The 23,631-nt window shown below is 27.4% G+C and carries 20 protein-coding genes; 11 read left to right on the top strand and 9 right to left on the bottom strand.

Annotation, left to right across the window (positions count from 1 at the left end; all coding sequences use genetic code 11):
* Positions 1-23 precede the first annotated feature (23 nt).
* From GBG18_RS01595 to GBG18_RS01630, 8 genes are all read right to left on the bottom strand, one after another.
* Entirely contained in the window at positions 24-515 is a 492-nt protein-coding gene (locus tag GBG18_RS01595) for a c-type cytochrome (protein WP_152187764.1), read from the bottom strand.
* A complete protein-coding gene (locus GBG18_RS01600; protein WP_152187766.1) occupies positions 515-1,120 on the bottom strand; it encodes a c-type cytochrome in 606 nt (201 codons plus the stop codon). Before GBG18_RS01600 ends, GBG18_RS01595 begins: the two co-directional genes overlap by 1 nt.
* Positions 1,117-1,863, bottom strand: coding sequence for a 4Fe-4S dicluster domain-containing protein (locus tag GBG18_RS01605; protein WP_152187768.1), 747 nt, complete (start codon positions 1,861-1,863; stop codon positions 1,117-1,119). Before GBG18_RS01605 ends, GBG18_RS01600 begins: the two co-directional genes overlap by 4 nt.
* Positions 1,864-1,873: 10 nt before the next feature.
* Positions 1,874-3,085, bottom strand: coding sequence for a nitrous oxide reductase family maturation protein NosD (locus GBG18_RS01610; protein WP_152187770.1), 1,212 nt, complete (start codon positions 3,083-3,085; stop codon positions 1,874-1,876).
* Between the two features lie 8 nt (positions 3,086-3,093).
* A complete protein-coding gene (locus GBG18_RS01615) occupies positions 3,094-3,876 on the bottom strand; it encodes a cytochrome C (protein WP_152187772.1) in 783 nt (260 codons plus the stop codon).
* Between the two features lie 181 nt (positions 3,877-4,057).
* The gene (gene nosZ / locus GBG18_RS01620; RefSeq protein ID WP_152187774.1) at positions 4,058-6,655 is read right to left on the bottom strand and encodes a Sec-dependent nitrous-oxide reductase; all 2,598 of its coding nucleotides are present in this window, start codon (positions 6,653-6,655) and stop codon (positions 4,058-4,060) included.
* A gap of 229 nt (positions 6,656-6,884) precedes the next feature.
* Positions 6,885-7,382 (bottom strand): nitrous oxide reductase accessory protein NosL, encoded by a 498-nt coding sequence (locus GBG18_RS01625; RefSeq protein ID WP_152187776.1) that lies wholly within the window; start codon positions 7,380-7,382, stop codon positions 6,885-6,887.
* Positions 7,383-7,397: 15 nt separating this feature from the next.
* Positions 7,398-8,225, bottom strand: a complete 828-nt coding sequence (locus GBG18_RS01630; RefSeq protein ID WP_152187778.1) for an ABC transporter permease — start codon at positions 8,223-8,225, stop codon at positions 7,398-7,400.
* A gap of 150 nt (positions 8,226-8,375) precedes the next feature.
* On the opposite strand from GBG18_RS01630, the gene purH reads away from it, so the two are divergent.
* The 10 genes from purH to GBG18_RS01680 all read left to right on the top strand — a co-directional run bounded on the left by purH (position 8,376) and on the right by GBG18_RS01680 (position 21,641).
* A complete protein-coding gene (gene purH / locus GBG18_RS01635) occupies positions 8,376-9,908 on the top strand; it encodes a bifunctional phosphoribosylaminoimidazolecarboxamide formyltransferase/IMP cyclohydrolase (protein ID WP_152187779.1) in 1,533 nt (510 codons plus the stop codon).
* A 151-nt stretch (positions 9,909-10,059) separates the two neighbouring features.
* A complete protein-coding gene (locus tag GBG18_RS01640; RefSeq protein WP_193311046.1) occupies positions 10,060-12,666 on the top strand; it encodes an ABC transporter substrate-binding protein in 2,607 nt (868 codons plus the stop codon).
* Between the two features lie 59 nt (positions 12,667-12,725).
* Positions 12,726-13,994 carry an adenosylmethionine--8-amino-7-oxononanoate transaminase gene (gene bioA, locus GBG18_RS01645; RefSeq protein WP_152187781.1) on the top strand — a complete coding sequence of 423 codons (1,269 nt, stop codon included), beginning with the start codon at positions 12,726-12,728 and terminating at the stop codon, positions 13,992-13,994.
* Complete coding sequence (locus tag GBG18_RS01650; RefSeq protein ID WP_152187783.1) at positions 13,994-14,650, top strand: NUDIX hydrolase; 657 nt, start codon at positions 13,994-13,996, stop codon at positions 14,648-14,650. Before bioA ends, GBG18_RS01650 begins: the two co-directional genes overlap by 1 nt.
* Positions 14,651-14,739: 89 nt before the next feature.
* Positions 14,740-15,171, top strand: a complete 432-nt coding sequence (locus GBG18_RS01655) for an HvfX family Cu-binding RiPP maturation protein (protein ID WP_152187785.1) — start codon at positions 14,740-14,742, stop codon at positions 15,169-15,171.
* A 77-nt stretch (positions 15,172-15,248) separates the two neighbouring features.
* A complete protein-coding gene (locus tag GBG18_RS01660) occupies positions 15,249-15,998 on the top strand; it encodes a tetratricopeptide repeat protein (RefSeq protein ID WP_152187787.1) in 750 nt (249 codons plus the stop codon).
* Positions 15,999-16,613 carry a fumarylacetoacetate hydrolase family protein gene (locus GBG18_RS01665; protein WP_152187789.1) on the top strand — a complete coding sequence of 205 codons (615 nt, stop codon included), beginning with the start codon at positions 15,999-16,001 and terminating at the stop codon, positions 16,611-16,613.
* Positions 16,614-16,625: 12 nt separating this feature from the next.
* Positions 16,626-16,982: a methionine-R-sulfoxide reductase gene (locus GBG18_RS01670; protein ID WP_152187791.1), complete on the top strand. Its 357-nt coding sequence runs from the start codon at positions 16,626-16,628 to the stop codon at positions 16,980-16,982.
* A gap of 99 nt (positions 16,983-17,081) precedes the next feature.
* Positions 17,082-19,301, top strand: coding sequence for a methyl-accepting chemotaxis protein (locus GBG18_RS01675; protein ID WP_152187793.1), 2,220 nt, complete (start codon positions 17,082-17,084; stop codon positions 19,299-19,301).
* 492 nt (positions 19,302-19,793) lie between these two features.
* Positions 19,794-21,641, top strand: a complete 1,848-nt coding sequence (locus GBG18_RS01680) for a site-specific integrase (protein ID WP_193311047.1) — start codon at positions 19,794-19,796, stop codon at positions 21,639-21,641.
* Positions 21,642-21,678: 37 nt separating this feature from the next.
* On the opposite strand, the gene GBG18_RS01685 is transcribed toward GBG18_RS01680, so the two are convergent.
* Positions 21,679-22,797 (bottom strand): HNH endonuclease, encoded by a 1,119-nt coding sequence (locus GBG18_RS01685; protein WP_152187797.1) that lies wholly within the window; start codon positions 22,795-22,797, stop codon positions 21,679-21,681.
* A 166-nt stretch (positions 22,798-22,963) separates the two neighbouring features.
* On the opposite strand from GBG18_RS01685, the gene GBG18_RS01690 reads away from it, so the two are divergent.
* A complete protein-coding gene (locus GBG18_RS01690; RefSeq protein ID WP_152187799.1) occupies positions 22,964-23,581 on the top strand; it encodes a hypothetical protein in 618 nt (205 codons plus the stop codon).
* Positions 23,582-23,631 lie beyond the last annotated feature (50 nt).

Genomic DNA, 23,631 nt, shown 5'->3' on the forward strand with positions numbered 1-23,631 from the left:
TATTTTCCTAAAGCTTTTTTGTCTTATTTTGCTAAGGCATCTTTTTTTGCTTGAAATTGACCAATCTCTTTTGCAAAGGCTTTTAATTGTTCTTCGCTTGTATTAATTAGTAAACCTTTCATAATAAGGTTCTCTTTTCTACCAGCTTTAAAGTCAATTAAATCTTTTAATAGTTTTTCTTCACTTTGCCCAATTAATTTTGGACCCATAAGTTTTTTACCATTTTGCATACCAGACCCATTTCCACCATGACAAGATGAACATTTACTTTTATATTCGTTACTTACTTTAAACGATGCTGTATTACCAGCTTTATCTCTTAATGCTCTTAACTTATCTTCTTCTATATTTTTTTCTTCAACTTTTGTAATTTGTGTTTTAGGTGTATCAATATATTTCATATCTTCAATAACTTTTCCTGCTTCTCCACCTTGGAAAGCACGTCCAGTTATAAAAGTTAATGCCATAAGTCCTAAAACTACGATTGTTGATACTAATGCAATTATATTTTTCATTATAACTCCTTAATCTCTTTATTAAATTCAAAAATTTCATTTGCTATTTTTCTAATCTCTTCATCGCTCATTTGTTTTACTAATTCTGTCATTAAAACATTTGCTTTTGGATCTTCTTTAAATGTTTTTATTTTATTAAAAATAAAATCAGAATTTTTGTCTAATAATGAAGGACCAATTATTCCATTTGCATAATCATTATGACAAGCTGAACACTTAACAATAAAATCTTTACTAAGTTTTTTTACAAGCATTGAAATCTTAACTTTTTCATATGGACTTCTTATATGCATATTTGCATCAATAGCACTTCTTTGAGCAACTCTTATTTTTGCATCTTTATTAGCAGGTTCAGTATTTGGATCATATTGTGTTTTTACACCATTATAATTGAAATAATAAGTCTCATTTTTATTGTTTTTAATATCTTTTTCTGCAACTTTTACTTCTTGTGCATTTTCATTTTTTTCAACTTCAATTACAAGTGCTTCTTGTTTAGATGCTACTTCAACTTTTTGTTTTACCTCAGTTTTCTCTTCTTTTTTATCTGAACATCCAATAATTGATATAATAATTGCTGTACTTAATATAATTTTTTTAATCATAATCTAATTCCTTCTTCATAATATTGTTTAAATGATAATTTAGGTTTTACAACAATTGCAGCTTGGTTTGCGGGACATAACTCTTCACAAACACCACAACCAATACATCCCTCATAAACTTCAGGTTTCATACCACCATTTCCATTAGAAACCATGGCAATTGCACCATTAGAGTTAGGAATTGGACACATATCTGCACAAATCGTACATTGTTTTTCTTCAAATGTATCTAGTTTTTCTAAAACATCTCTTTCTAATTGAGTAATATTTCTTTGATCATTTGTGAAATCATGAATTCTTTTACTATGTCCTTTAGGAACTAGTGTATTTGTCATTGCAAGGCATTTATTTGGAAATTCTAATACAGCTATTCCCATTTTTATATCTTCAGGTTTTTCGCATGAGTGATCAAGTGCACCTGTTGGACAGGCTAACACACAAGGAACTGCAGAACAAGCATAACATCCACGCTCCCTTGCATCTATATAAGGAGTTCCTATTCCATGACCTTTTGCAAAGTCTGCAAGTTTTATAGAGTGGTATGGACAAACTTGTAAACATTGTCCACATTTAATACAAAGTGCAAGAAACTCTTTTTCATTAACTGCCCCTGGTGGTCTTAATTTCATTTGTGCTTTTAAAGCATGTGGACTAAGAGCAATTCCTCCTCCAAGTGCAACAGCAAGCATTCCTAAAGTTGAGAATTTTATAAAGTTTCTTCTCTCATTTTTTATTTTTTCCATTATAAAGCCTTTACATCTTTAATTTTGGTTCTGTATCTTCTAAAAGAAATACAGGTTGTGAAAAAGGTGCTAATTTTGAAAGAAAATTAAGAAGTGAAATTACAGGTGAACCATAAAAGAATTTTACATCTTTATTGTACATCCATAATTGGTCAGCGTATTGGAATACTTTATGCGAAGTATCTCCAATATTGTCACCATCTTTATCAAATCCTTCATAATTATCCCAGTAATTTCCAAGAATTTCATTCTCATTTGTTTTAGCACCTCTACTATCATTTACAATATCTTCAATATTTCCTAGAATTGTATTTTTTTTGATTACATTATTTTCACTAAGCGAATGAAAATGTAATGCTTCTGAGTTATATAAAATCTTATTATTATTTATCCAGTTTTTTGTATCAGGTTCAAAAGGAGATCTATCTATATAAATTCCTTGTGCACAATAAATTATTGTATTATCCTCAAGTGTAAAGTTTGAAACATCTTTTAATCCAATACCCATTCCAGTTGCTCCTTGTGAGCTAGTAATAGTATTACCTGTAGCAATTGTATCTTTACTATACATAAAGAAAATTCCTACAGAATTTAATTTATAATTATTGTCTTTAACTATATTTTTACCTGCATACATAAAATGAAGTGAGTATCTATTTTGTTCCCCATAATTACTTAAAATTTGATTTCCATGTGAATACCAAACAACCATATCTCTTGATTTAATAAGTTTATTGTTTTTTACAATATTGTCATTTGAATACCAAAGTCTAAGTCCATCACCTCTAAGACCTAATTCTAAATCTTTTGAAGTAATATAGTTATTTGAAAAAAGTGAGTTATTTGTCATTGCAATATCAATTCCAAATAAAGAGTCTTTGATAATACAGTCTGATATTTCAGATTGTTTAGAGTTTGATATTTTAATAGCAGCATCTAAACTATCGTGCCTATTTCCACTTCCTACAATTGTAAGGTTTCTAAGAGTTACATAAGGACCTGTAATTGTAATTACAGTTCCAGTTTGTTCCCCATCAATAATAACACCATCTTCTTTTCCAATAATAGTTATTGGTTTATCTATTTTTATAGAACCTTTATAAACTCCTTTTGGAAGTTTTAGTATAGATCCACTTGGTGCTTTATCTATTGCATCTTGCAATAAGTTTGCAGATAAAACATTAAAAAAGATAAAAGAAAGTGTAAGGATTATTTTAAACATTTATTACCTTATTGTCCTGATTCTTTCATAGCTTTGTTTTTTGCTAATATTGCTAGAAGACTAAATAGTCCAATTGCTAATAAAGCATAAAAACCAATTGTTGGATAAGAGTGTGTTGTAAACTGTGCAATCTTTCCATCACCAAAAACTGTTGGCATAAAAGGTTTAATTTTAAAGGCACCCCAGTCATGTAAATTATGTCCAAACCAATATAACCAATAAGAGTAATCTGCTATAAATAATAGTGGTAATGATGCTGGTATTATCATAACTTTTGTTAATATCTTTTTATCATATATAATAAAAAATATCATAAATAGTGATAAACCTAATAGTGCATAAATACCAATTTCTCTTTCAAGTTGTCCACCTCTCCACATTGGATCCATTCCAACATAGTGGTTAATAGTATTCATCTCATGAACTTCACCTGAAAATCCATCAAAGTGAAAATACACAGGAATCCCTTCAGGAAATGCTTCTTTAGGATAGTTTGGAGCTTCTAATGAACAAGACCAAATTGGAAGTGATGCCACACCAATTTCTGAAGATGTTTCAATCATTTGCATTAAATCATTGTGTGCTTCTTTTGGTGTTGTTGTACTTTTGTATCTTCCTTGATTATAAAGATTCCAAACTGTAACAGCCATTGGTGAGATTTCATCTATCTTCTCATCATGTATTTTATTTAATGTCCCATGAAAACTAATCATTGGGAAAGTAAATGCCAGTGTCATAATAATTAATGCAAGTGATGCAAATATCTTTGCTTTGATAAAACTTGGATGCATTTGATTATCCTTTCTATTTTAAAGTACTAAGTTATAAGTTAAACTTATAACTAATAGCTTAATACTAATTATAAAGATAGCTTATCTAAAAGCTTAGATTTTAGTGTTGATACTTGTCAATAAAAAAAGGAAGAGTTTTACTTCTTCCTTTTTATTTTTTTAATTCATAATAATATTTATTTTAGAATAGGTTGGCGTTTTCGTCAATCCATTTTAAATATTCAATAATATCTTTAGTCTCTTTTTCACTCATGTTTTGATCAGGCATTTTTAAGTTAAAGTAATCAATCATACCTTTAACATAAGCATCATCATACATAGTTTCTGGATGCATAATAAATTTACTTACCCATTTCTCACCATTTTCATGTCTTTGTAATACACCTGTTAAATCAGGACCTGATGAAACTTTTCCTATTACGTGACAACCATTACAACCACCCTCAGCAAATGCAGTAGCACCTCGTGCTGCAGCTGGACTTTGTTTAGTAGCAATTTTTGTAACTAATGTATCTTTTGCTCTAATTCCAACATCAGCTGTTTTAACCATTAATTGCCAAATCATACCTTCGTGAAGAATAGCTTTTTCAACATCACCACTTTTAAGTGCTTCATCAGCTTTTTTCTTTTCAGCTGGGATTTGTCCATATTGGTCAAAAGCATCAGTAACTAAGTTAGCAACTGTTTCATGTTTATCAAAACCATTAGCTTTTAAGAAGGCAACAACTGATTGAATAACAGAATCTGTAGCTGCATTAACTGCAACTGCTTTGTCATATTCAGCTTTTAACTCTTCAGGACTCATTGTTTTCATTTTCATTTTTGTAGCAGAAACATATTTCTTATTAGGATCTTTTACCATCATATATCCCATCATCTCTAGGTGAAGAGCTGAACAGAATTCTGTACAATAGTAAGGGAAAACACCCTCGATATCAGCAACAAATTCCATAGTAGTAGTTTCACCTGGTTCTAATGAAGCATGTTGATCAAATCCACCAATAGTAAATCCATGTGTTTCATCTTGAGCACGCTCTAAGTTTGTCATATGCATAGTTACTAAATCACCTTTATTAACTGTGATTCTTTCAGGATTAATATGAGATCTTACAAATGTAGCATAAATAGTTACATGATTTCCATCTCTTTCAATTCTTTCTTGACCAGCAAGTGTTTTACCAATATGTTGTTTACCAGTTTTAGAGTTTGTCCCCATTTTATATCTTACATGTGGGTGTAATTTTTCAGCTCTAATTGCAACTGCTTGATGTGGTTCACCTAAAGGTAAAGGCATATCAACAAGTAAATCCATTGTTTTACCAGAAATATCAATTAACTGGTGATTTTGTGGATGTAAAGGACCAACATTTTGGAATCTATCAATTGCTAATTTATTTAAAGCAATAATATAATCACCTTGAGGATCTGAAGTTTTACCTTCCATACCAGCTAAGTGACCAATGTTATAGTGAACATTCTCTTTATCTAAAACTTTTAAGTCTTTATAGTTCCATTTTACAACTTGTGAATCAACGTATAAAGAAGTATAAACTTCTCCATCTACATTTGAATATTGAGTATGTAAAGGCCCAAGTCCTAATTCAGCTTGACCATGTAAAGATTTTTTCATATCTAAAATTGGAATACCGTATGGATCTTTCCCAATAAATTCTTTATTATCAATTTGTTTTTTTATTTTTTCAAAAGAGTAAACAGATGCATGCGTATCTAATTTACCACAAACAATCATATATTTTCCATCAGGAGAAACATCAACACCATGAGGTGATTTTGGTTCAGGAATTAAGAATAAAGCGTTATTTTTAACAGCAACTTCCATTGGAATAATAGGGTGACCATTTACAATTTTTACATTCTTTGGATCTTTTGCAACTTCTGCAAGTTTTTTCCAGTTATATACATGTAAAAAGTCAGTATCATTTCTAGACATTCCTGCTTCATTTGGTGGATTACCAATTTCAATCCCACCTGTATACATCTCTGTATTAAATGAGTTTGTAAATCCCCAACCATAACTTGCACCTTTACCAGCATCTGATAAATCTTGATGATATGGAGGCATTTCTATTGTATAAGAATCTTTTGGCTTAATTCGACCAATTTTATGATCAAATTTCCACATTGTAACTCCACCTCTATAAGACTCTTTATAATCATCTATTGAGTGATAGTTATTATCATATGGTGCTGCATATTGAGATGCTTCAATAATATACTCTGAGTTTGGTGTGAAGAAAGCTCCACCATGATTTGATTTAAATACTGGGTTTGGAACAATTTGTTTAGTTTCAAAATCTTCTAAATCAAGAACAGCAATTCTTGGATTAGCTTTGTCATTAATTGCTAACCATTTACCATCATATTTACCATCAATCTCAGAAAGTGCAGGGTGATGTGTATCTCCCCAGTTTATCTCTTTTCCTCTTACATTACCTTGTCTTAAAATAGCTAATGAATCTTTATCATAACCATATCCTTGCCATGGCTCTGGTGTAAATACAGCAATATATTTTAATATTCTCATTGAAGGAACACCATAAACAATTACTTGTCCAGATTGTCCACCTGAAGAGAAAACAACATATTTATCTTTAACCCCTGTAGGATTATATGTTTTTGCAGCTCGAATTACATCAATTTCAGACAAACCTCTTTCTTTCATTACTTTTGATAATTCACCATCTGCTGCATGAATTGCAGTTACAGCTAGAGTAGTTCCTAAAAGTAAAGAAGAGATTTTACTAAGTACTGGTTTCATCTTAAAACTCCTTTCCTTGTGTATTAGTTTTTTTTAATAATGTATTTATTAAAAACAATCTCTAATTTTACTAGTAAGGAGTATGCATAAAAATGACACATATCAAGAAAGTGTTAATTTAGTGTTAAATCTAATTAACTTAAGAGTATTTTATAGAATTATTTTGTGTATAAAAGTTACACTGCCTAAATAAAGGGGATTTGAAGAGTTTCAAATTCCCTTTTATTTATTACATTCTGCCATTAAGTAATTTAATTAGTCCATTACTTACTTCTGAGAATCTAAATATTCTTTTTCCATTTTCATTGTTTTTAAAGTTTAATGCATCTTCTTTTGTCTCAAAAGAGGGTAAGTCATCACCTGCTGGTGAAATTTTACGAGAACCATAAACATAATATGCTTTTTTTGCATCAATAATTTTATGTGTTTTAAAATCAGTAACATAAATGTTTTCTAAATCATCAACAGTTTTAGCATCAAATGCTTTCCACTTAAAAGGAGTAAAATAAAATTCAAACATAGATTTTGGTGATGAAAAGTATGCAGACTTTTTATTTGAAAACTCAACTTTTGTAGCCCATGCAGGATTTTTATATACTTTAAGTTTTCGTAGTTCCGTTACAGTTTCTTTATTGAAGTCCATTATTTTTTTATCACTGTTTGCAGTAACTGAAACAGTAAATAGTGTACTTGTAATTATAAGTGTATTAAGTAATTTTTTTAGCATTTTTATGTGTTCCTTTTAAACTAAATCTTTTTTTGAAAATATTCTAAAGCCTAACATTGCAAAAACAATACCAAGTATTATAGGGTATATAATTGAGAATAAAACAAATGTTGATTGCTTAAATGTATCTAATATATAAAAAGCAACAGGTCCCATAACAGTAAGTTCTGGATCAAAAAGTGAAATTGCTGCAACTCTAAATATTTCCATAGGATTTGCTAGTGCAATTGCTATTATCATTGATTCTTCAAATCTATTTTGCATCATTAAAGATATTAAAGCAATATCAATAAAAGCTAATAAAAATATCCAGATAAAAAATGAAATACCAAGAGCTACTTCACTTGATTTTACAAATGATGAGATAAAAAATGCTATTCCTAAAAATGCTGAACAAAGAGCAAATAACAATCCTGTATATAAAAAGAATATTTCCCAAGGAATTGAAGCACCTATTAACGCACCGTAAATAATAGCAATAAGCATAGCAAAGAATACTGGCAAAAATACAGTTATAAATCTACCTAAAATCTTTCCCCAATAATATTGTTTTAAAGATATTGGAAAAGATAACATATATTCTAAAATATGATTATCTCTATCTCCTGAAATGGAACGAACAGTAGTAATAAGTATAAATATTGGTAGTATTACAATCGTAACTTGTATATACATAAGTAATAATCTACTTAATCCCGAAAACCCCATAACTTGAGATTGCGTAACTCCTGCAATAAAAAATAGTGCAATCATTCCACCAAAAACAAGTGAATAAACAACAAACCATTTAGCTCGTAAGGACTCTTTTAAATCTAAATATGCAATTAGTGTTAAATTTTTCATAATGACCTTTTTTATTAAAATGAATTTTAACATAGAACATTATTTAATAATGTTGACATATATCAATAGTAATAGTTTATTGTAAAAGCTAGTACTAACTAATTATTTTATATAATCCCATCAATAAAGAATATCAAAGGGATAATGTATATGAGAGCATTAATTAGCGTAAGTGATAAAAGCGGTGTTGAAAACTTTGCAAAAGAGTTAGTTAGTTTAGGTTATGAGATCATTTCTACTGGTGGAACATACAAAAAGTTACAAGAAGCAGGAATTGCTGTAATTGAAGCGAATGAAGTTACAAAGTTTCCTGAGTGTTTTGAAGGAAGAGTTAAAACTTTAAATCCATATATTCATGGTGGAATTTTACACAGACGTGATAAGCAATCACACTTAGACCAAGCAAAAGAATTAGGTGTTGAGGGTATTGATTTAGTATGTGTAAATCTATATCCATTTAAAGCTGCTATTGAATCTACTGATGATTATGAAGTGATTATTGAAAACATTGATATTGGTGGTCCAGCAATGGTTAGATCAGCTGCTAAGAATCATGATTCTGTAATTATTGTAACAGATGTTGTTGATTATGATTTAGTTTTAAACAATCTTAAAAATGATACTAATACTTTTGAATTCAGACGTGATATGATGATTAAAGCATATGAGCATACTGCTGCATATGATTCAATGATTGCAAACTATATGAACAAAAGATTTAATAACGGTATGGGTGCTAAACAATTTATCACGGGTGTTAAAGTATTTGACACTAGATATGGTGAAAACCCACATCAAAAAGGTGCTTTATACGAATTTGATAATCACTTATCAAATAAATTTATCACGCTTAAAGGTGAAGCGTCATTTAACAATATGGGTGATATTAGTGGAGCTGCTAAAATTGCATCTGCTTTTGGTGATGATAATGCTGTTTGTATTGTAAAACATGGTAATCCATGTGGTTTTGCTATTAAAGATACATTATTAGAATCTTACGAGCAAGCATTAAGATGTGATCCAATTTCTGCTTTTGGTGGAGTTGTTGCTGTAAATGGTGTAGTTGATTTACCCTTAGCTATTAAAATGAATGAAATTTTCTTAGAAGTTGTATTTGCGGCTGACTTTACAAAAGAAGCTGAAGAGGAATTAAATAAGAAAAAAAGAATTAAATTATTCAAGCAAGGTACAGCAAAATTAGAAATGGCAAATGATGCATTTAACTTTAAAATTGTTGATGGTGGTTTTGTATACCAAGATGCAGATAAAGTTGAAGATGATGAGGTTAAAAACTCAGAGCTTAAATCTGACAGAGCTGCATCAGAACAAGAAGTAAAAGATATGGAAATTGCTTACAAAGTTGCATCTTTAACTAAATCAAACTGTGTTGTTTATGTAAAAGATTCTGCGATGGTTGCTGTTGGTATGGGGATGACTTCAAGAGTTGATGCTGCAAAAGCAGCTTTAAGAAAAGCAGAAGATTTAGGTATTGATGTATCAGGTTCTGTTTTAGCATCTGAAGCATTCTTCCCCTTTAGAGACTCAATTGATGCTGCACAAGAAGCTGGTGTTAAGTGTGTAATTGAACCAGGTGGAAGTATTAGAGATGATGAGATTATTGAAGCTGCTAATGAGTTTGGTATGGCATTATACTTCTCAGGAAAAAGACATTTTTTACACTAAAACTATCTAATTTAAAAGATAATTTATAGTTTTTCTATAAATTATCTTTTTATAAAAAATTATAAAATTAATACAAAAGTTTTAATTTAATATAATCAAATAAATGATAAAGTATTATATTTGATATAATTATTATTTTAAAAGGACCTCTTTGTTTTCTGCGCATCTTAAATCTTTATTTTTTATTCTAATATTTTTTTCATCTTCTTTATATTCAAAAGAGCTAAAGCCTGTAACTATTCAATTATCTTGGTTTGATCAATTTCAATTTGCTGGATATTATATAGCAAAAGAAAAAGGTTTATATGAAGCATATGGTTTAGATGTAACTATAAAACCTTTTGAATTTGGAATTGATATTCCAAAAGAAGTAAGTCTTGGAAATTTAGACTTTGCAGTTGGAAGAGAAACACTTCTTCTTCAAAGAACAAAAGAACAAAAAATTGTTGCGCTTTATGCTTTATTTCAAGCTACACCTTTAGTTTTATTAACAACAAAAGAATCAGGAATTAGTAAAATAAATGACTTTATAGGTAAAACTATAATGACTACAATTGATGATGCTAGTGAAGTCTCTTTAAAATCAATGATAAGCTCACATAATATAAAAACAAAAGATTTAAAATTTATAAAACATACACATAATATTAATGATTTACTTGATAAAAAAACAGATGTAATCTCTGCATATTTATCAAAATCACCATTTAAATTACAGCAAAAAGGTGTTGAATATAATGTTTTTGACCCTAAGATGTATGGCTTTGATATGTATAGTGATTTCTTATTTACTAGTGAAAAATTAATAAATAGTGATATTAAAACAGTTGATGCATTTAAAAAAGCTTCTTTAGAAGGTTGGGAATATGCTTATTCAAATATTGAAGAAACAGCTGCTTTAATCATTGAAAAATATAATAGTTCAAAATTATCAAAAGAAGCTCTTATTTATGAAGCAAATGAGTTAAAAGAACTATCATATTTTAAAACAAGTAAATTAGGTGAAATAAAAAAAGATAAAATGCAAAGAATCTATGATTTATATAATGTTATGGGTTTAACAAGTGAAAAGGTTAATATTGATGATTTTATCTACTATGACAGAAAAATAGAAAATTTAAAATTCACAAAAAAAGAAAAAGAGTATTTAAAAAATAAAAAAGAGATAAAAGTTTGTATTGTTAATAATTACATGCCTTTTAGTGATATTAAAGATGGTAAATTTGTTGGAGCAATTGCAGACTTTATTAATATGGTTGAAAAAAAATTAGCTGTAGCAATTTTTCCTGTTGAAACAGACTCTTTTTCTCAGAGTTTACAATATATAAAAGAAAAAAAATGTAATTTGATTCCATCTTTATCACATAGTAATGAAAGAGAAAAACTTTTAAACTTTACACAAGCTTACAATGAAATGAATTATGTAATTGTTACTCAAAATGATGTTCCTTTTATCTCTAATATGAAAGAAATAAAAAACAAAAAAATTGCAGTTACACAAGGTCACACAATTTCAAGCATACTAAAAAATAGGTATAGAAATATTGATTTTGTAGAAGTTAAAAATTTAGATGAAGGACTTTTAAAAGTTAAGAATAAAGAAGTTTTTGCTTTTATAGGAACAAATGCTACTGTTTGGTTTAAATTACAAAGTGAATTTATTAATGACTTAAAAATATCTGGTAAGATTGACGAAGTCACAAGTGTTCATATGGGAATAGAAAAAGAAGATGTCAATTTATTAAATATTTTAAATAAGGTAGTTATAAATATTGATGAAGACATAAAACAAAATATTTTAAATAAATGGCTATTTATACAACATAAAAAAGAGTTTGACTATACAATTTTATGGAAAATTTTATTAGTTGTTCTTGTTCTTTTATTAGGAGTTTTATATAGACAAAAACTTTTAAAGAAAATGAATAAGTCACTAAGTTTAAAAGTAGAAGAGAAAACAAAAGAATTAATAGAGATTAATGAAGGATTAGAAAATAGAATAAAAGTAGCTGTTGATGAAAATCTAAAAAAAGATAGAATAATGTCTCAGCAATCTAAAATGGCAGCTATTGGTGAAATGATGGAAAATATTGCACACCAATGGAGACAACCTTTATCTTTAATTACTACAGGTTCTAGTGGTTTGAAAATCAAAAAAGAACTAGGTATTTTAGAAGACAAGTTTTTAATAGATACTTTAGATTCAATTATTGCATCAGCAACTAATCTATCAACTACAATTGATGATTTTAGAGACTTCTTTAAGCCAACAAGAGAGCAAAGTAAATTTTCTTTATCTGAGTGTTGTAATAAAACTTTAGACCTATTACATTCAAAATTAAAAAATAAAAATATTAGAGTTATTAAGAATATTGAGAGTATTGAAATTGAAGCATATGAGAGCGAGTTAATTCAAGTAATAATGAGTGTATTAAATAACTCTAGAGATGCATTTAATACTGTAAAAAATCAAGAACGATTAATCTTTATTGATGTTTCAATTGATGAAAAAGATATTATAATTAAAATCAAAGATAATGCCGGTGGAGTTAAAAAAGAGCTTTTAGAAAAAATATATGAGCCATATTTTACAACAAAACATAGATCTAATGGAACAGGAATAGGTCTTTATATGTGTGAAAAAATTATTACAAAACATATGAATGGTAAAATAGAGTCAATAAATAAAAAATATATTTATGATGATATTGAATATAAAGGTTTAGAAACAACAATTACTTTATATCCTGAAAATTAAAAGTTTTGTAAAACCAATTTTAGATATAATTATGTATATTTAAATACATAGGAATATCTTTGAATTGGATTGAATTAGATAGACAACACGTTTGGCACCCATACAACTCTTTACCTTCAAAAAGTGATTTATTAAGTGTTAAAAGTACAGATAAAACATCAATATTTTTAGAAGACGGTAGAGAATTAATTGATGGTATGAGTTCTTGGTGGAGTTGTATTCATGGGTATAATCATCCAAGATTGATTAAAGCAATTAAAGACCAAGCTGATATTATGCCACATATTATGTTTGGTGGAATTGCACATGAAAAAGCTTCTATTTTAGCTTCAAAGCTTGCAAAATTAACAGGTTTAAATAGTGTGTTTTTGTGTGATTCAGGCTCTGTTTCAGTTGAAGTTGCTTTAAAAACAGCAATTCAATATCAAGAAGCAAAAGGTTTAAAAAAATATAAATTTATCTCTTTAGAGCATGCTTACCATGGTGATACACTTGCAGCCATGAGTGTATGTGATCCTAATAATTCTATGCATAGTATTTATGGTTCTTATTTGCCAAAGCATATTTTTACACAAGCTCCTGAATTAGGATTTACTGCTGATTGTTCTTCTTCAATAAAAGCCTTAGAAGATACATTTTTAAAACATGAAAAAGAAGTTGCTGGATTTATTTTAGAGCCTGTTGTTCAAGGTGCTGGAGGTATGAGGATTTATAACCCAGAGTTTTTAAGAAAAGCTAGAGAACTTTGTAGTAAATATGATATTTTATTAATTGCAGATGAAATTGCAACTGGTTTTGGACATACAGGTAAAATGTTTGCATGTGATTGGGCTGATATAAAACCTGATATTATGACACTTGGAAAAGGTTTAACTGGTGGTTATATGACAATGGCTGCTATGATTACATCAAAAGAAGTCTCAGATACTATATCTAATTCAAATCTTGGAATTTTAATGCATGGACCAACTTTCATGGGGAATCCTTTAGCTTGTAGTGTTGCTATTGAGAGTTTAAATTTATTAGAAGAGGGGTCATGGCAAAAAAATGTTTTAAATATTGAAAAAATATTTAAAGAAGAATTATCTTATGCAAAAGAGTTAAATATAGTAAAAGATATAAGAAATATTGGAGCAATTGGTGTAATTGAGCTAAAAGATGAATCAAAAGCTCAAGAAATCCAAGACTATTGTGTTGAACATGGTGTTTGGATTAGACCTTTTGGTAAACTTATTTATTCAATTGTTGCATACACAATAAAAGATGAAGACTTACGAAGAATTATAAAAACAATGATTGACGCAATTAAATCAATAGAGACAAGATAATGAAAAAAGAAAATTTAAAAAAACTATCAAAAAATTTACCAGATATTCCAGGTGTATTAGGAAGAGGAAGGTTTTTTAACTCAGCTGTGTTAATACCTCTTATTAAAATAAAGGGTGAATATTTTCTTCTTTTTCAAAAAAGAGCTGCAACAATAAGACAAGGTGGAGATATTTGTTTTCCAGGTGGTGGTTTTGAAGAGGGAATTGATAAAGATTTTAAAGATACAGCTTTAAGAGAAACATATGAAGAATTAGGAATTAAAGCTGAAGATATAAAAATAATTGGACAACTTGATACGTATGTTGCTCCAATAGGTGCTATTATTGAGCCTTTTGTAGGAAAAATAAAAAAAAGTGTTTTAAAGACAATGGTTATTGATAAAGATGAAGTTGAAAAAACTCTTTTGATTCCTGTTTCATTTTTTAAAAATACAAAACCTCTTGAATATACTCTTGCACATGAAATACAACCTTATAGAATAAATGAAAAAGGTGAAAAAGAGATTTTATTTCCTGTCGAAGAATTAGATTTACCTGATATGTATAAAAAACCTTGGGGAAATAAAAGACATAAAATCTGGGTTTATAAATATGAAAATGAGATTATTTGGGGGATTACATCTGTTATTATTAATGATTTATTAGAAAAATATTAATATTTCATTTACTATTATTATAAACTACACAATAACTAAATATTGTTCTTCTATACTTCATAATAATTAAAAAACACAAAGGACATATTATGATTAATAAAATCAATAATTTCTCAGAAAAAATTCTTCAAAATTTCCAAAGTCTTTTCTTGCTACTTACAAGATTAACAATTGCTTATGGCTTTTTAGATCCAGCTTTAAACAAATGGAACAGTATAAATGATACTGCTGCATGGTTTGAAAGCTTAGGAATACCTTTTCCTTTATTAAATGTATATATTTCTGCTTCAGTAGAATCTCTTGGAGTAGTTCTATTAACTCTTGGTTTATTTACAAGAGTAATTAGCTTACCTCTAATTGGTACAATGATAGTTGCAATTTTAACAGTACATATAGGAAACGGTTTTAGTTCAGGTGATAATGGTTTTGAAATTCCATTATATTTCTTACTATTCTTAGGAATTTTTGCTTCATTTGGAGCAGGAAAATTTTCACTAGACAATTATTTTTCTAAAAAATAAACTTATTTTTGAGTTTAACTCTTATTAATTATAACAATTTTGATAAAATAGTTAAAATATTAATAAAAGGGTTAAACTTGAAACTTCTAAATATATTACTTCTCTCGTCACTTGTTTTTACAGGTTGTTCTCAACATATTTCAAATGAAAAAGCCAAATCTTTACAAAAAGAAAATAAAGTTATTGAATGTAAAGTATTAAAAAATGAAAAAGAAAAACTAGCTTGTTATACAAAAAAAGCAAATAGTGGGGATATTCTGTCTCAAAAAGAATTAGCATACGATTATATAGAAAAAAAAGATTATAAAAATGCCTTACCTTGGTTAGAAAAGTTATCAAGTAAGAATGATATGGTTTCTACAAGAGAGCTTGCATATCTTTATGATCAAGGTTTTGCAGTAAAAAAAGATAAGAAAAAAGCTTTTGAATTATTTAGAAAAGCAGGACTTCAAGGAGATATGATAGCTCAAAATGAAGTTGGATATTATTATGAAAAAGGCTGGGCTGTTAAACAAAATTATAAAGAAGCATTGCAATGGTATATAAAAACAGCAAAAAATGAGAATATTTATGGTCTAGATAAAATGGGTTACTTTAATGCAAAAGGATATGGCGTAGAAAAAAACTATAAAGAATCTTTTAAATGGTTCAAAAAATCTGCATTAAAAGGTAGTAAATATGCTATGTCTTGGCTTGGTTATCAGTATGAAATGGGATATGGCTTAGATAAAAATTATGCAAAAGCAAAAGCTTTATATGAAAAATCAGGAAGTGATTACTCAAAGAGTAGACTTGAATTAATGAGAAAAAAAAGGTTAATAAAATAAATGAATAAAATATTAATAGACAATAAAGAGATATATCCATCAAAAGTTTTTTGTATTGGTAGAAATTATACAGAACATATAGCTGAGTTAAATAATGAAACTCCAGATGAAATGGTGTTTTTTATAAAACCAAATTCATCAATTTCTGATTCTTTAGTTTTTCCAAAAGGAAATGAATCTTGTCATTATGAAGCTGAAATCTCTTTTGTAATCAATGACAATAAAATTACTGCAGTTGGCTTTGGTCTTGATTTAACATTAAGAGAAGTTCAATCTAAATTAAAAGCAAAAGGTTTACCATGGGAGAGAGCAAAGTCTTTTGATAAAGCATCAGTTTTTTCAGAGTTTAAATCTTTTGATGGTGATATAAATGAGCTTTCAATACAATTATTTATAAATGATGAATTAAAACAAGATGGAAATGTTTCAATGATGATAAATAAACCATATGAAATTATTAAAGAAGCAAATACTTTTTTAAGTTTTGAAAATGGTGATGTCTTAATGTCTGGAACTCCAAAAGGTGTAGGTGAATTTGTTGTTGGAGATAAATTTCTAGGAAAAATTTTATATAAAAATGAAGTATTAATTCAAAAAGAGTTTATAGTTTCATAAAAAGGCTAAATAATGGATTTTAATAAATTAACGGATGAAGAAAAAAGAGTAATTGAAAATAAGGGTACAGAAAGACCTTTTTCTGGAGAATATAATGATTTTTATGAAGAGGGGACTTTTATATGTAAAAAATGTAACACTCCTTTATATACTTCAAAAAGTAAATTTTCATCAGGATGTGGTTGGCCAAGTTTTGATGATAACTTAGAAGATGCTGTAAAAAGAGTACCTGATGCAGATGGAAGAAGAATTGAAATCGTTTGTTCAAACTGTGGAGGTCATTTAGGACATGTATTCCAAGGAGAGGGATTTACTTCAAAAAATACAAGACATTGTGTAAATTCGGTTTCTTTATCTTTTAAAAAATAATTACTATAACTTACTAGATTATAGATAGACTTGATAATAATCAAACATTTAATAATTGTTATTTGATACAATATTCAAATTTCATAAAAGGATTATCATATGATATCTAATTTGTCAATTAAAAATAAGCTTATGCTTTTAGTAATTATTCCTTTAATAATTGTAGTATTATCAACAGCAAAATTACTACATAGTTCTTATTCTAGAGTTACTGAACTTAATGCATTAGATAAAATTGTTATTTTATCAACTAAAATCGGTGCATTAGTTCATGAAACACAAAAAGAGCGTGGAATGACTGCTGGTTTTGTTGGAAGTAAGGGTAAAAAATTTGTAGAAAAATTACCAAAACAGAGAAAACTAGTAGATTCAAAAAGAAAAGATTTTTTTAATGAATTAAAAATTGTTGATATAAATAGTTATTCTAAAGAGTTTGCTTCTAATATGGATTTGATGATAAATAAGTTGGATAAACTTGATGCTTTAAGAAATAAAGTATCTAGTTTAGATATAAAAGGTTCTGATGCAATTGCCTTTTATACAAACTTTAATGCCTTATCTTTAAATGCAATAAGTAGTATTACAAAATTATCAAATGATGCAGAAGTTTCACAAGACTTAGTTTCATATATGAATTTTTTATTATCAAAAGAGCGAGCTGGAGTTGAGAGAGCTGTTTTAACAAATACATTTGCAAGAGATAACTTTTCTAATGGAATGAAAGAGAAGTTTTTTACCTTAGTTGCTCAGCAAAATGCTTATATGGACTCTTTTTTAAAGGTTGCAAGAGATAATGCTGCTTCATTTTATAAAAAGACTTTACAAGGTGAAGCTGTTATAGAAGTAAGTAAAATGAGAAGAATAGCGGCTGAAAAAAATGATACTTTTGGAATAGATGCTTCTTATTGGTTTTCTCAAATTACTTCAAAAATTAACCTATTAAAAAAAGTAGAAAACTTTCTTTCTGATAGTTTAATTAAAACAATAACTAAACAATACAATAGCGCAAAAACTAATATGATTATTTTTGGAAGTATGGGACTTTTAGGAATATTTATTACAATTTTATTTGCAAGAGTAATTTTAAATAAGATTATAAAAGATGTAGAGTCTTTAAAAGTTGGTTTAGATAATTTCTTCTCTTTTATAAATTTTGAAAAAACTGATATTAAAGAGATTAATATTGATTCAAATGATGAATTAGGGTTAATGGCTAAACAAATTGATAAAAATATAATTAAAACAAAAGAGAATTTTGCTTTGGATAAAGAGCTAATTTTAAATACAATGTCAGTTACTAATGAGATAAATAAAGGAAATCTTGATAATAAGATTTCAGTAAATTCAAATAATCCAGCTTTAAATGAATTAAAAGAAATTATCAATCAAATGATATCAACTTTAAATATAAATTTAAACAATATTATCAAAGTACTTGATTCTTATTCAAACTTAGATTATAGAGCAAAACTTGAAACTTCTAATTTTGAGGGAACAATAAAAAAACTTGAAAGCAATGTAAATATTTTAAGAGACTCTATTACGAAAATGTTAGTAGAAAATAAAAATGATGGTCTTGTTTTAAATGAGAACTCAGAAATTTTAAGTACGAATATGAGAGATATTTCAAATGCTGCAAATACACAAGCAGCATCACTTGAAGAGACAGCAGCATCACTTGAAGAGATTACTTCAAATATGACAAATAGTACACAAACAGTTCAAAAAATGGCAGAGTATGGAAAGAGAGTTAAAGAATCTGTAGGTTTAGGAGAAGAGCTTGCAAATAATACATCATCTTCTATGATTGCCATAAATAATGAAACTACATCAATTAGTGACGCAATTACAGTAATAGACCAAATAGCATTCCAAACAAATATTTTATCACTTAATGCAGCAGTTGAAGCTGCAACTGCAGGGGAAGCTGGAAAAGGTTTCGCAGTTGTTGCACAAGAAGTAAGAAATCTTGCAAGAAGATCTGCTGAAGCTGCTAAAGAGATTAAACAATTAGTTGAAAATGCTCAAGAAAAAGCAAATGATGGAAAAAATATAGCTGATAAAATGATAGATGGATATAAACAACTAAATGAAAATATTACATATACTTTAGAGTTAATTAACGATGTTAACGCTTCAAGTAAAGAGCAAACTACAGGTATTGTACAAATTAATGATGCTATTAATAATCTAGATCAAATTACTCAACAAAATGCTCAAAATGCATCAAGTGCGGATAGAATTGCACAAAAAACAAAAGAGATTTCGAATATTATTGTTGCAAATGTAAACGCAAAAGAGTTCGATGGTAAAAGTTAAATTTAAATAGATTCTCCTATAATAGAATATTAAATATATAATATTTTATTAAAGGAAGAAAATGACAAATAATATAAAAAATGCATATTTTGCAGCAGGATGTTTTTGGGGTGCTTTCAACCTTTAAAGCATTAAAGCCCATAACTTAGGCTTTTTTTAATTAAATAAAAACAACCTTTTTGAAAAAGGTATTCTTTTTTGGGTCACAGATTGGGTTACAACTTCTCATTTTATTCTAATTTATAATTAGGATAAAAAATGCAAGATATAATAAGTTATTGTTTTAAAAGAGGTAACTCTTGGTACTTTAGAAAAAGGATAAATGCTCAATACACTAAGAACAATAAGGATATTTACTTTAAAATATCATTGAAAAAATTACTTGGAAAACAAGTTTACTATAATACTATACTACAAAGTAATCTTTTTACTATTACTAACTACATAAATAACAATTTAGAAATTTATTGTTTTAACAAGGAAAATCTAACTTTGAAAGAATTAATACAATTTACAAGTGAACTTATCAGTAGATATGAAAATGAAGCTAATAATATATCTAACGATTATTCAAATCAATTAAATACAAGAATTAGAGAAGTTGAAGATATGAGATTTAATGCTCTTAGTTATGTTGATGAAAATAGTAGAACATGGGCAGGTCATACTGTTGAAGCATTAGATAGAGAGATTAACATTTTAAAAGATGCTTATGATTCTAATAATAAACCTTTAATTTCCCAAAAGGCAAGAGAGATATTGAATAGGCAAAATATTATTACAAAAGAAGAAATATTAAAAATAGATTATCTTGATATAAAAGAGAAGAGTGATTTTGAAGAAGCACTAATAAAAAAAGAAAGAGAAATTCTACTTCAAGATAAAAGAAATTATCTTAACAAATTTGAAGATACTAAAATTTCTAATTCTAAATCCGAAGATAATATCTTAGATTTATTAAGTAATCATCCTCAACTAAAAACTTTAATTGATAATATAAAACATCAAAATGAAGATAAAACTGATAATTGGGATTATCTAATTGAAACTTTTTTATCTGACTATATTAATAATCCAAGTACATATAGAAGCAAAGAGATTGCTCTAATACAATTTAAACAGATGATGTTAGGAGATAAAGCTTTTTATGTAGAAATTAATGATAAAAAACATTATCTAACAGAAAAAACAATATTAACTGCATCCGTAAGTGATATTAAAGCTGTTAAGGCTTTACTTATTGATTTACCAAAAATGACACTTACTAAAGATTATCCTTTTATGAAAAAATGGAGAGTTCAAGGTGTTATTTATACTATTTTTACAGCTAAAAAATTAGGAGTAGAGAAAAATTTACTTTCAGGCATAAATTCTAAAGCAGATGTTATTAAAGATTTTTTAAAGTTCTTAAAAATTTCAGAAGATAAATATAAAGATTTAAATTGTGAGAGATGGAGTAAAATATTAACTATTACAAAATCAAATTTAAATTCAGATGATTTATCTTTTAATGATAAACAAGTATTGATACCTTTACAGTCTGAATATATAAATGGATTTTTACTTAATAGATACAAGGATAAAAAAGGAATTAGGACTGGTACAGCTTCGAGAAACTTTACAAAACATACAAATTCTCGTCCTCATATTTATTGGTCTGTTCTTCTTGGAATATATACAGGAGCAAGAGCAGAAGAACTTGCACAACTACAAATAAAAGATATTCAAAAAAAGATTATAAAAGATGAATCAGTTTATTTTATTGATTTCTGTATTACAGACTATGAGAACCAATCTATTAAAAACTCATCATCAATAAGACGAACTCCAATTCATAATAATTTAATTGAACTCGGATTTTTAACTTATGTAAAAAATAGAAAAAGTATAAATACCGATGATTTATTTGATTTAAATAGGAATAAAGACTCTAAGCGGAAAGATTTTCAAAGGTCCTTTAATGATGAAATAAAAGAGTATATAAAAGAAAACTATAAAGACTTGCCTAATTATAGATTCAGTTTTCATGGATTACGAAGCCATTTTATAGCAAAATTTATTAAATCTATTATAGTAGAGAGTGATGATGAAATGGAAGAAAAAGCATCATTGAAAGAACTTATTTATCTAAAAAAACTAATAGGTCATACAGCCAAAAAATTCAAAGACGATATAACGGTTAATACATACTTTAAAGAAGATTTAGAACTATTAAATGCAAAAAGAAGAATAAATGAAATTGATTTTCATATAGAAGAGGGTTTTGAGGAAATTAAAAGATTGTATACAGAAAAATATGGTGAGCCAAATCTAGATTTAGATATAAATATAATTCTTTAAATGGAATCCTAGAGTGCAATAAATTGTGCTCTGAATTCTATTTAAAAATATTTTTTTGATGATATTTTAAATATTTCTTGTGTTCTTCTTCTATTTTAATTTTCATATTTTCATTTATTCCAAATAAGTTATAATTTTTAAAACTTTCTGAAATAAGTATATTTCCCTTAATATCAAAGGAAATAAGTCCTTTATCAAAAACTTTATCTAAATTAGGAGTTAATAGTAATCCGTTATAAATATCTAATCTTTCTTTATTTGTAGAATCTCTCCACGGTTTGATATGAGAAGCCATTAATAATTCAATTTTATCAAATAAGGAAACCGCACAAGCACCCCAATATTTAATTAATTCATCTCTAAATTTACCTTGTCCTATTCTACATTTAATTGTTTCTTCTTTTTCTGTAGATATAGGAATCTCTTTACTTAAAATATTTTCAATATCTTTAATTAAATAATTATTTAAGTGCTTTAACTTAATTTTTTTTCCATAGAGTATTTTTTTTGTTGGTATTGAGTCTTCTCTCCATTTAAAACCATATGCAGATTTTGCTTTACCATTCTTACAATTTATTATTCCTATACTATATCTTTTTGAATCATTATTTTGCTCTTGTAAATACCGTTCTGCTTCTGCCGAAGAATGATACCTTTTTATAAATTTCCCCTCTTTTGTATATTGAAGAACTGACTTATTGATACGATTATCTCTACCCTCTTTAATATCTTGACCTCTTTTTATTTGAATGTCTTTCCATATTGCTATACCAAGATTTTCTAAGGAATAAGAATTTTTAATTTCTGAATCAATTCGATAACAAGAGGGGGTAAACATTTTCTCATAGTTATTATTTTGCCAATCTTTATAAAGAAATTCAAACTCTTCTTGCTTTTCAATCCATTCAATAAAGTCTTCTCGAGAATAAGATAATGCAGTATTGTTTTTTTCAGCATAGTTTCTTTGACTTTTATATATTTCTTTTATTAAGCCATCTACACTTTGTCTTCTATCTTGTCCTCTTAAATTATCACACTTTTTACATTTTGAATCAATCCCATATTTTCCGCTTTTTATAGGATAAAAATCTTTAAAAGGCTTCTCCCTACCACATATTTTACATTTTTTTTTATTAGTAATATTTTCTATTTCCATAAAATTCCTTTTGCCTTCTGAAATATTAGTTTATATTAAAATAATAAAAGTATTGTTTAAATAATAACTAGATATTATATCTAATCATTATAAATATTATTTAAGAAGTATGTTAATGAAGATGTAGATTATTAGATTTTTTAGATTTTAAGAAAAAAGGAATTTTATGGAATTAATAGCGATATTTATAGGGATAGGTGTTCTTTTCTTCATTGTTTCAATGAATGCAAATGATTCTTCAGCCTCAGGTAGTTTAATAATATTAAGAGAAGAAGTATTGAAAAATAAAGATTTTCAGATAACACAAGAATATCTAGATAATAACACAATGAAATATATTGCATTAGATGAAAAAAATCACAAAATATGTTTACTACATGAAGATTCTCTAACTAAAGGGAAATATTTAACAAATATATATACATATTCAGATATTCTCGAGTCAGAAATAATAGAAAATGGTGTAAGCATATCTAAAATGTCAAAAAGTAGTGTTGCAGGTCGAGCATTATTAGGAGGCCTTCTTTTAGGTGGTGTTGGAGCAGTAATTGGAGGATTTACTGCAGATAGGAGTGAATTTGAAAATATGAAAAGAATATCACTGCGAATAGTTGTTAATAATACAACTAATCCTTTATTTGAAATAGATTTTTTCAATAATACAAGTGGTGAAGGTATTAAAAAAGATAGTTTTATGTATTCAAATATGATGGGACAAGCAACTCATTGGCATAATTTATTTAAGGTAATAATTAAAAAAGATGATGAAAATATTAGTAGTTAGATAATAATATATTCCATCTGAATGATAAGAATAGTCATTTGCAAACAGAT

It is taken from the genome of Poseidonibacter ostreae, assembly GCF_009208075.1.
Classification (GTDB): Bacteria; Campylobacterota; Campylobacteria; order Campylobacterales; family Arcobacteraceae; genus Poseidonibacter; species Poseidonibacter ostreae.

Excerpts from the sequence above, each read along its gene's own strand:
- GBG18_RS01595 (WP_152187764.1), bottom strand. The coding sequence starts at position 515 with ATGAAAAATATAATTGCATTAGTATCAACAATCGTAGTTTTAGGACTT.
- GBG18_RS01600 (WP_152187766.1), bottom strand. The coding sequence starts at position 1,120 with ATGATTAAAAAAATTATATTAAGTACAGCAATTATTATATCAATTATT.
- GBG18_RS01605 (WP_152187768.1), bottom strand. The coding sequence starts at position 1,863 with ATGGAAAAAATAAAAAATGAGAGAAGAAACTTTATAAAATTCTCAACT.
- GBG18_RS01610 (WP_152187770.1), bottom strand. The coding sequence starts at position 3,085 with ATGTTTAAAATAATCCTTACACTTTCTTTTATCTTTTTTAATGTTTTA.
- GBG18_RS01615 (WP_152187772.1), bottom strand. The coding sequence starts at position 3,876 with ATGCATCCAAGTTTTATCAAAGCAAAGATATTTGCATCACTTGCATTA.
- nosZ (WP_152187774.1), bottom strand. The coding sequence starts at position 6,655 with ATGAAACCAGTACTTAGTAAAATCTCTTCTTTACTTTTAGGAACTACT.
- GBG18_RS01625 (WP_152187776.1), bottom strand. The coding sequence starts at position 7,382 with ATGCTAAAAAAATTACTTAATACACTTATAATTACAAGTACACTATTT.
- GBG18_RS01630 (WP_152187778.1), bottom strand. The coding sequence starts at position 8,225 with ATGAAAAATTTAACACTAATTGCATATTTAGATTTAAAAGAGTCCTTA.
- purH (WP_152187779.1), top strand. The coding sequence starts at position 8,376 with ATGAGAGCATTAATTAGCGTAAGTGATAAAAGCGGTGTTGAAAACTTT.
- GBG18_RS01650 (WP_152187783.1), top strand. The coding sequence starts at position 13,994 with ATGAAAAAAGAAAATTTAAAAAAACTATCAAAAAATTTACCAGATATT.
- GBG18_RS01655 (WP_152187785.1), top strand. The coding sequence starts at position 14,740 with ATGATTAATAAAATCAATAATTTCTCAGAAAAAATTCTTCAAAATTTC.
- GBG18_RS01665 (WP_152187789.1), top strand. The coding sequence starts at position 15,999 with ATGAATAAAATATTAATAGACAATAAAGAGATATATCCATCAAAAGTT.
- GBG18_RS01670 (WP_152187791.1), top strand. The coding sequence starts at position 16,626 with ATGGATTTTAATAAATTAACGGATGAAGAAAAAAGAGTAATTGAAAAT.
- GBG18_RS01675 (WP_152187793.1), top strand. The coding sequence starts at position 17,082 with ATGATATCTAATTTGTCAATTAAAAATAAGCTTATGCTTTTAGTAATT.
- GBG18_RS01685 (WP_152187797.1), bottom strand. The coding sequence starts at position 22,797 with ATGGAAATAGAAAATATTACTAATAAAAAAAAATGTAAAATATGTGGT.
- GBG18_RS01690 (WP_152187799.1), top strand. The coding sequence starts at position 22,964 with ATGGAATTAATAGCGATATTTATAGGGATAGGTGTTCTTTTCTTCATT.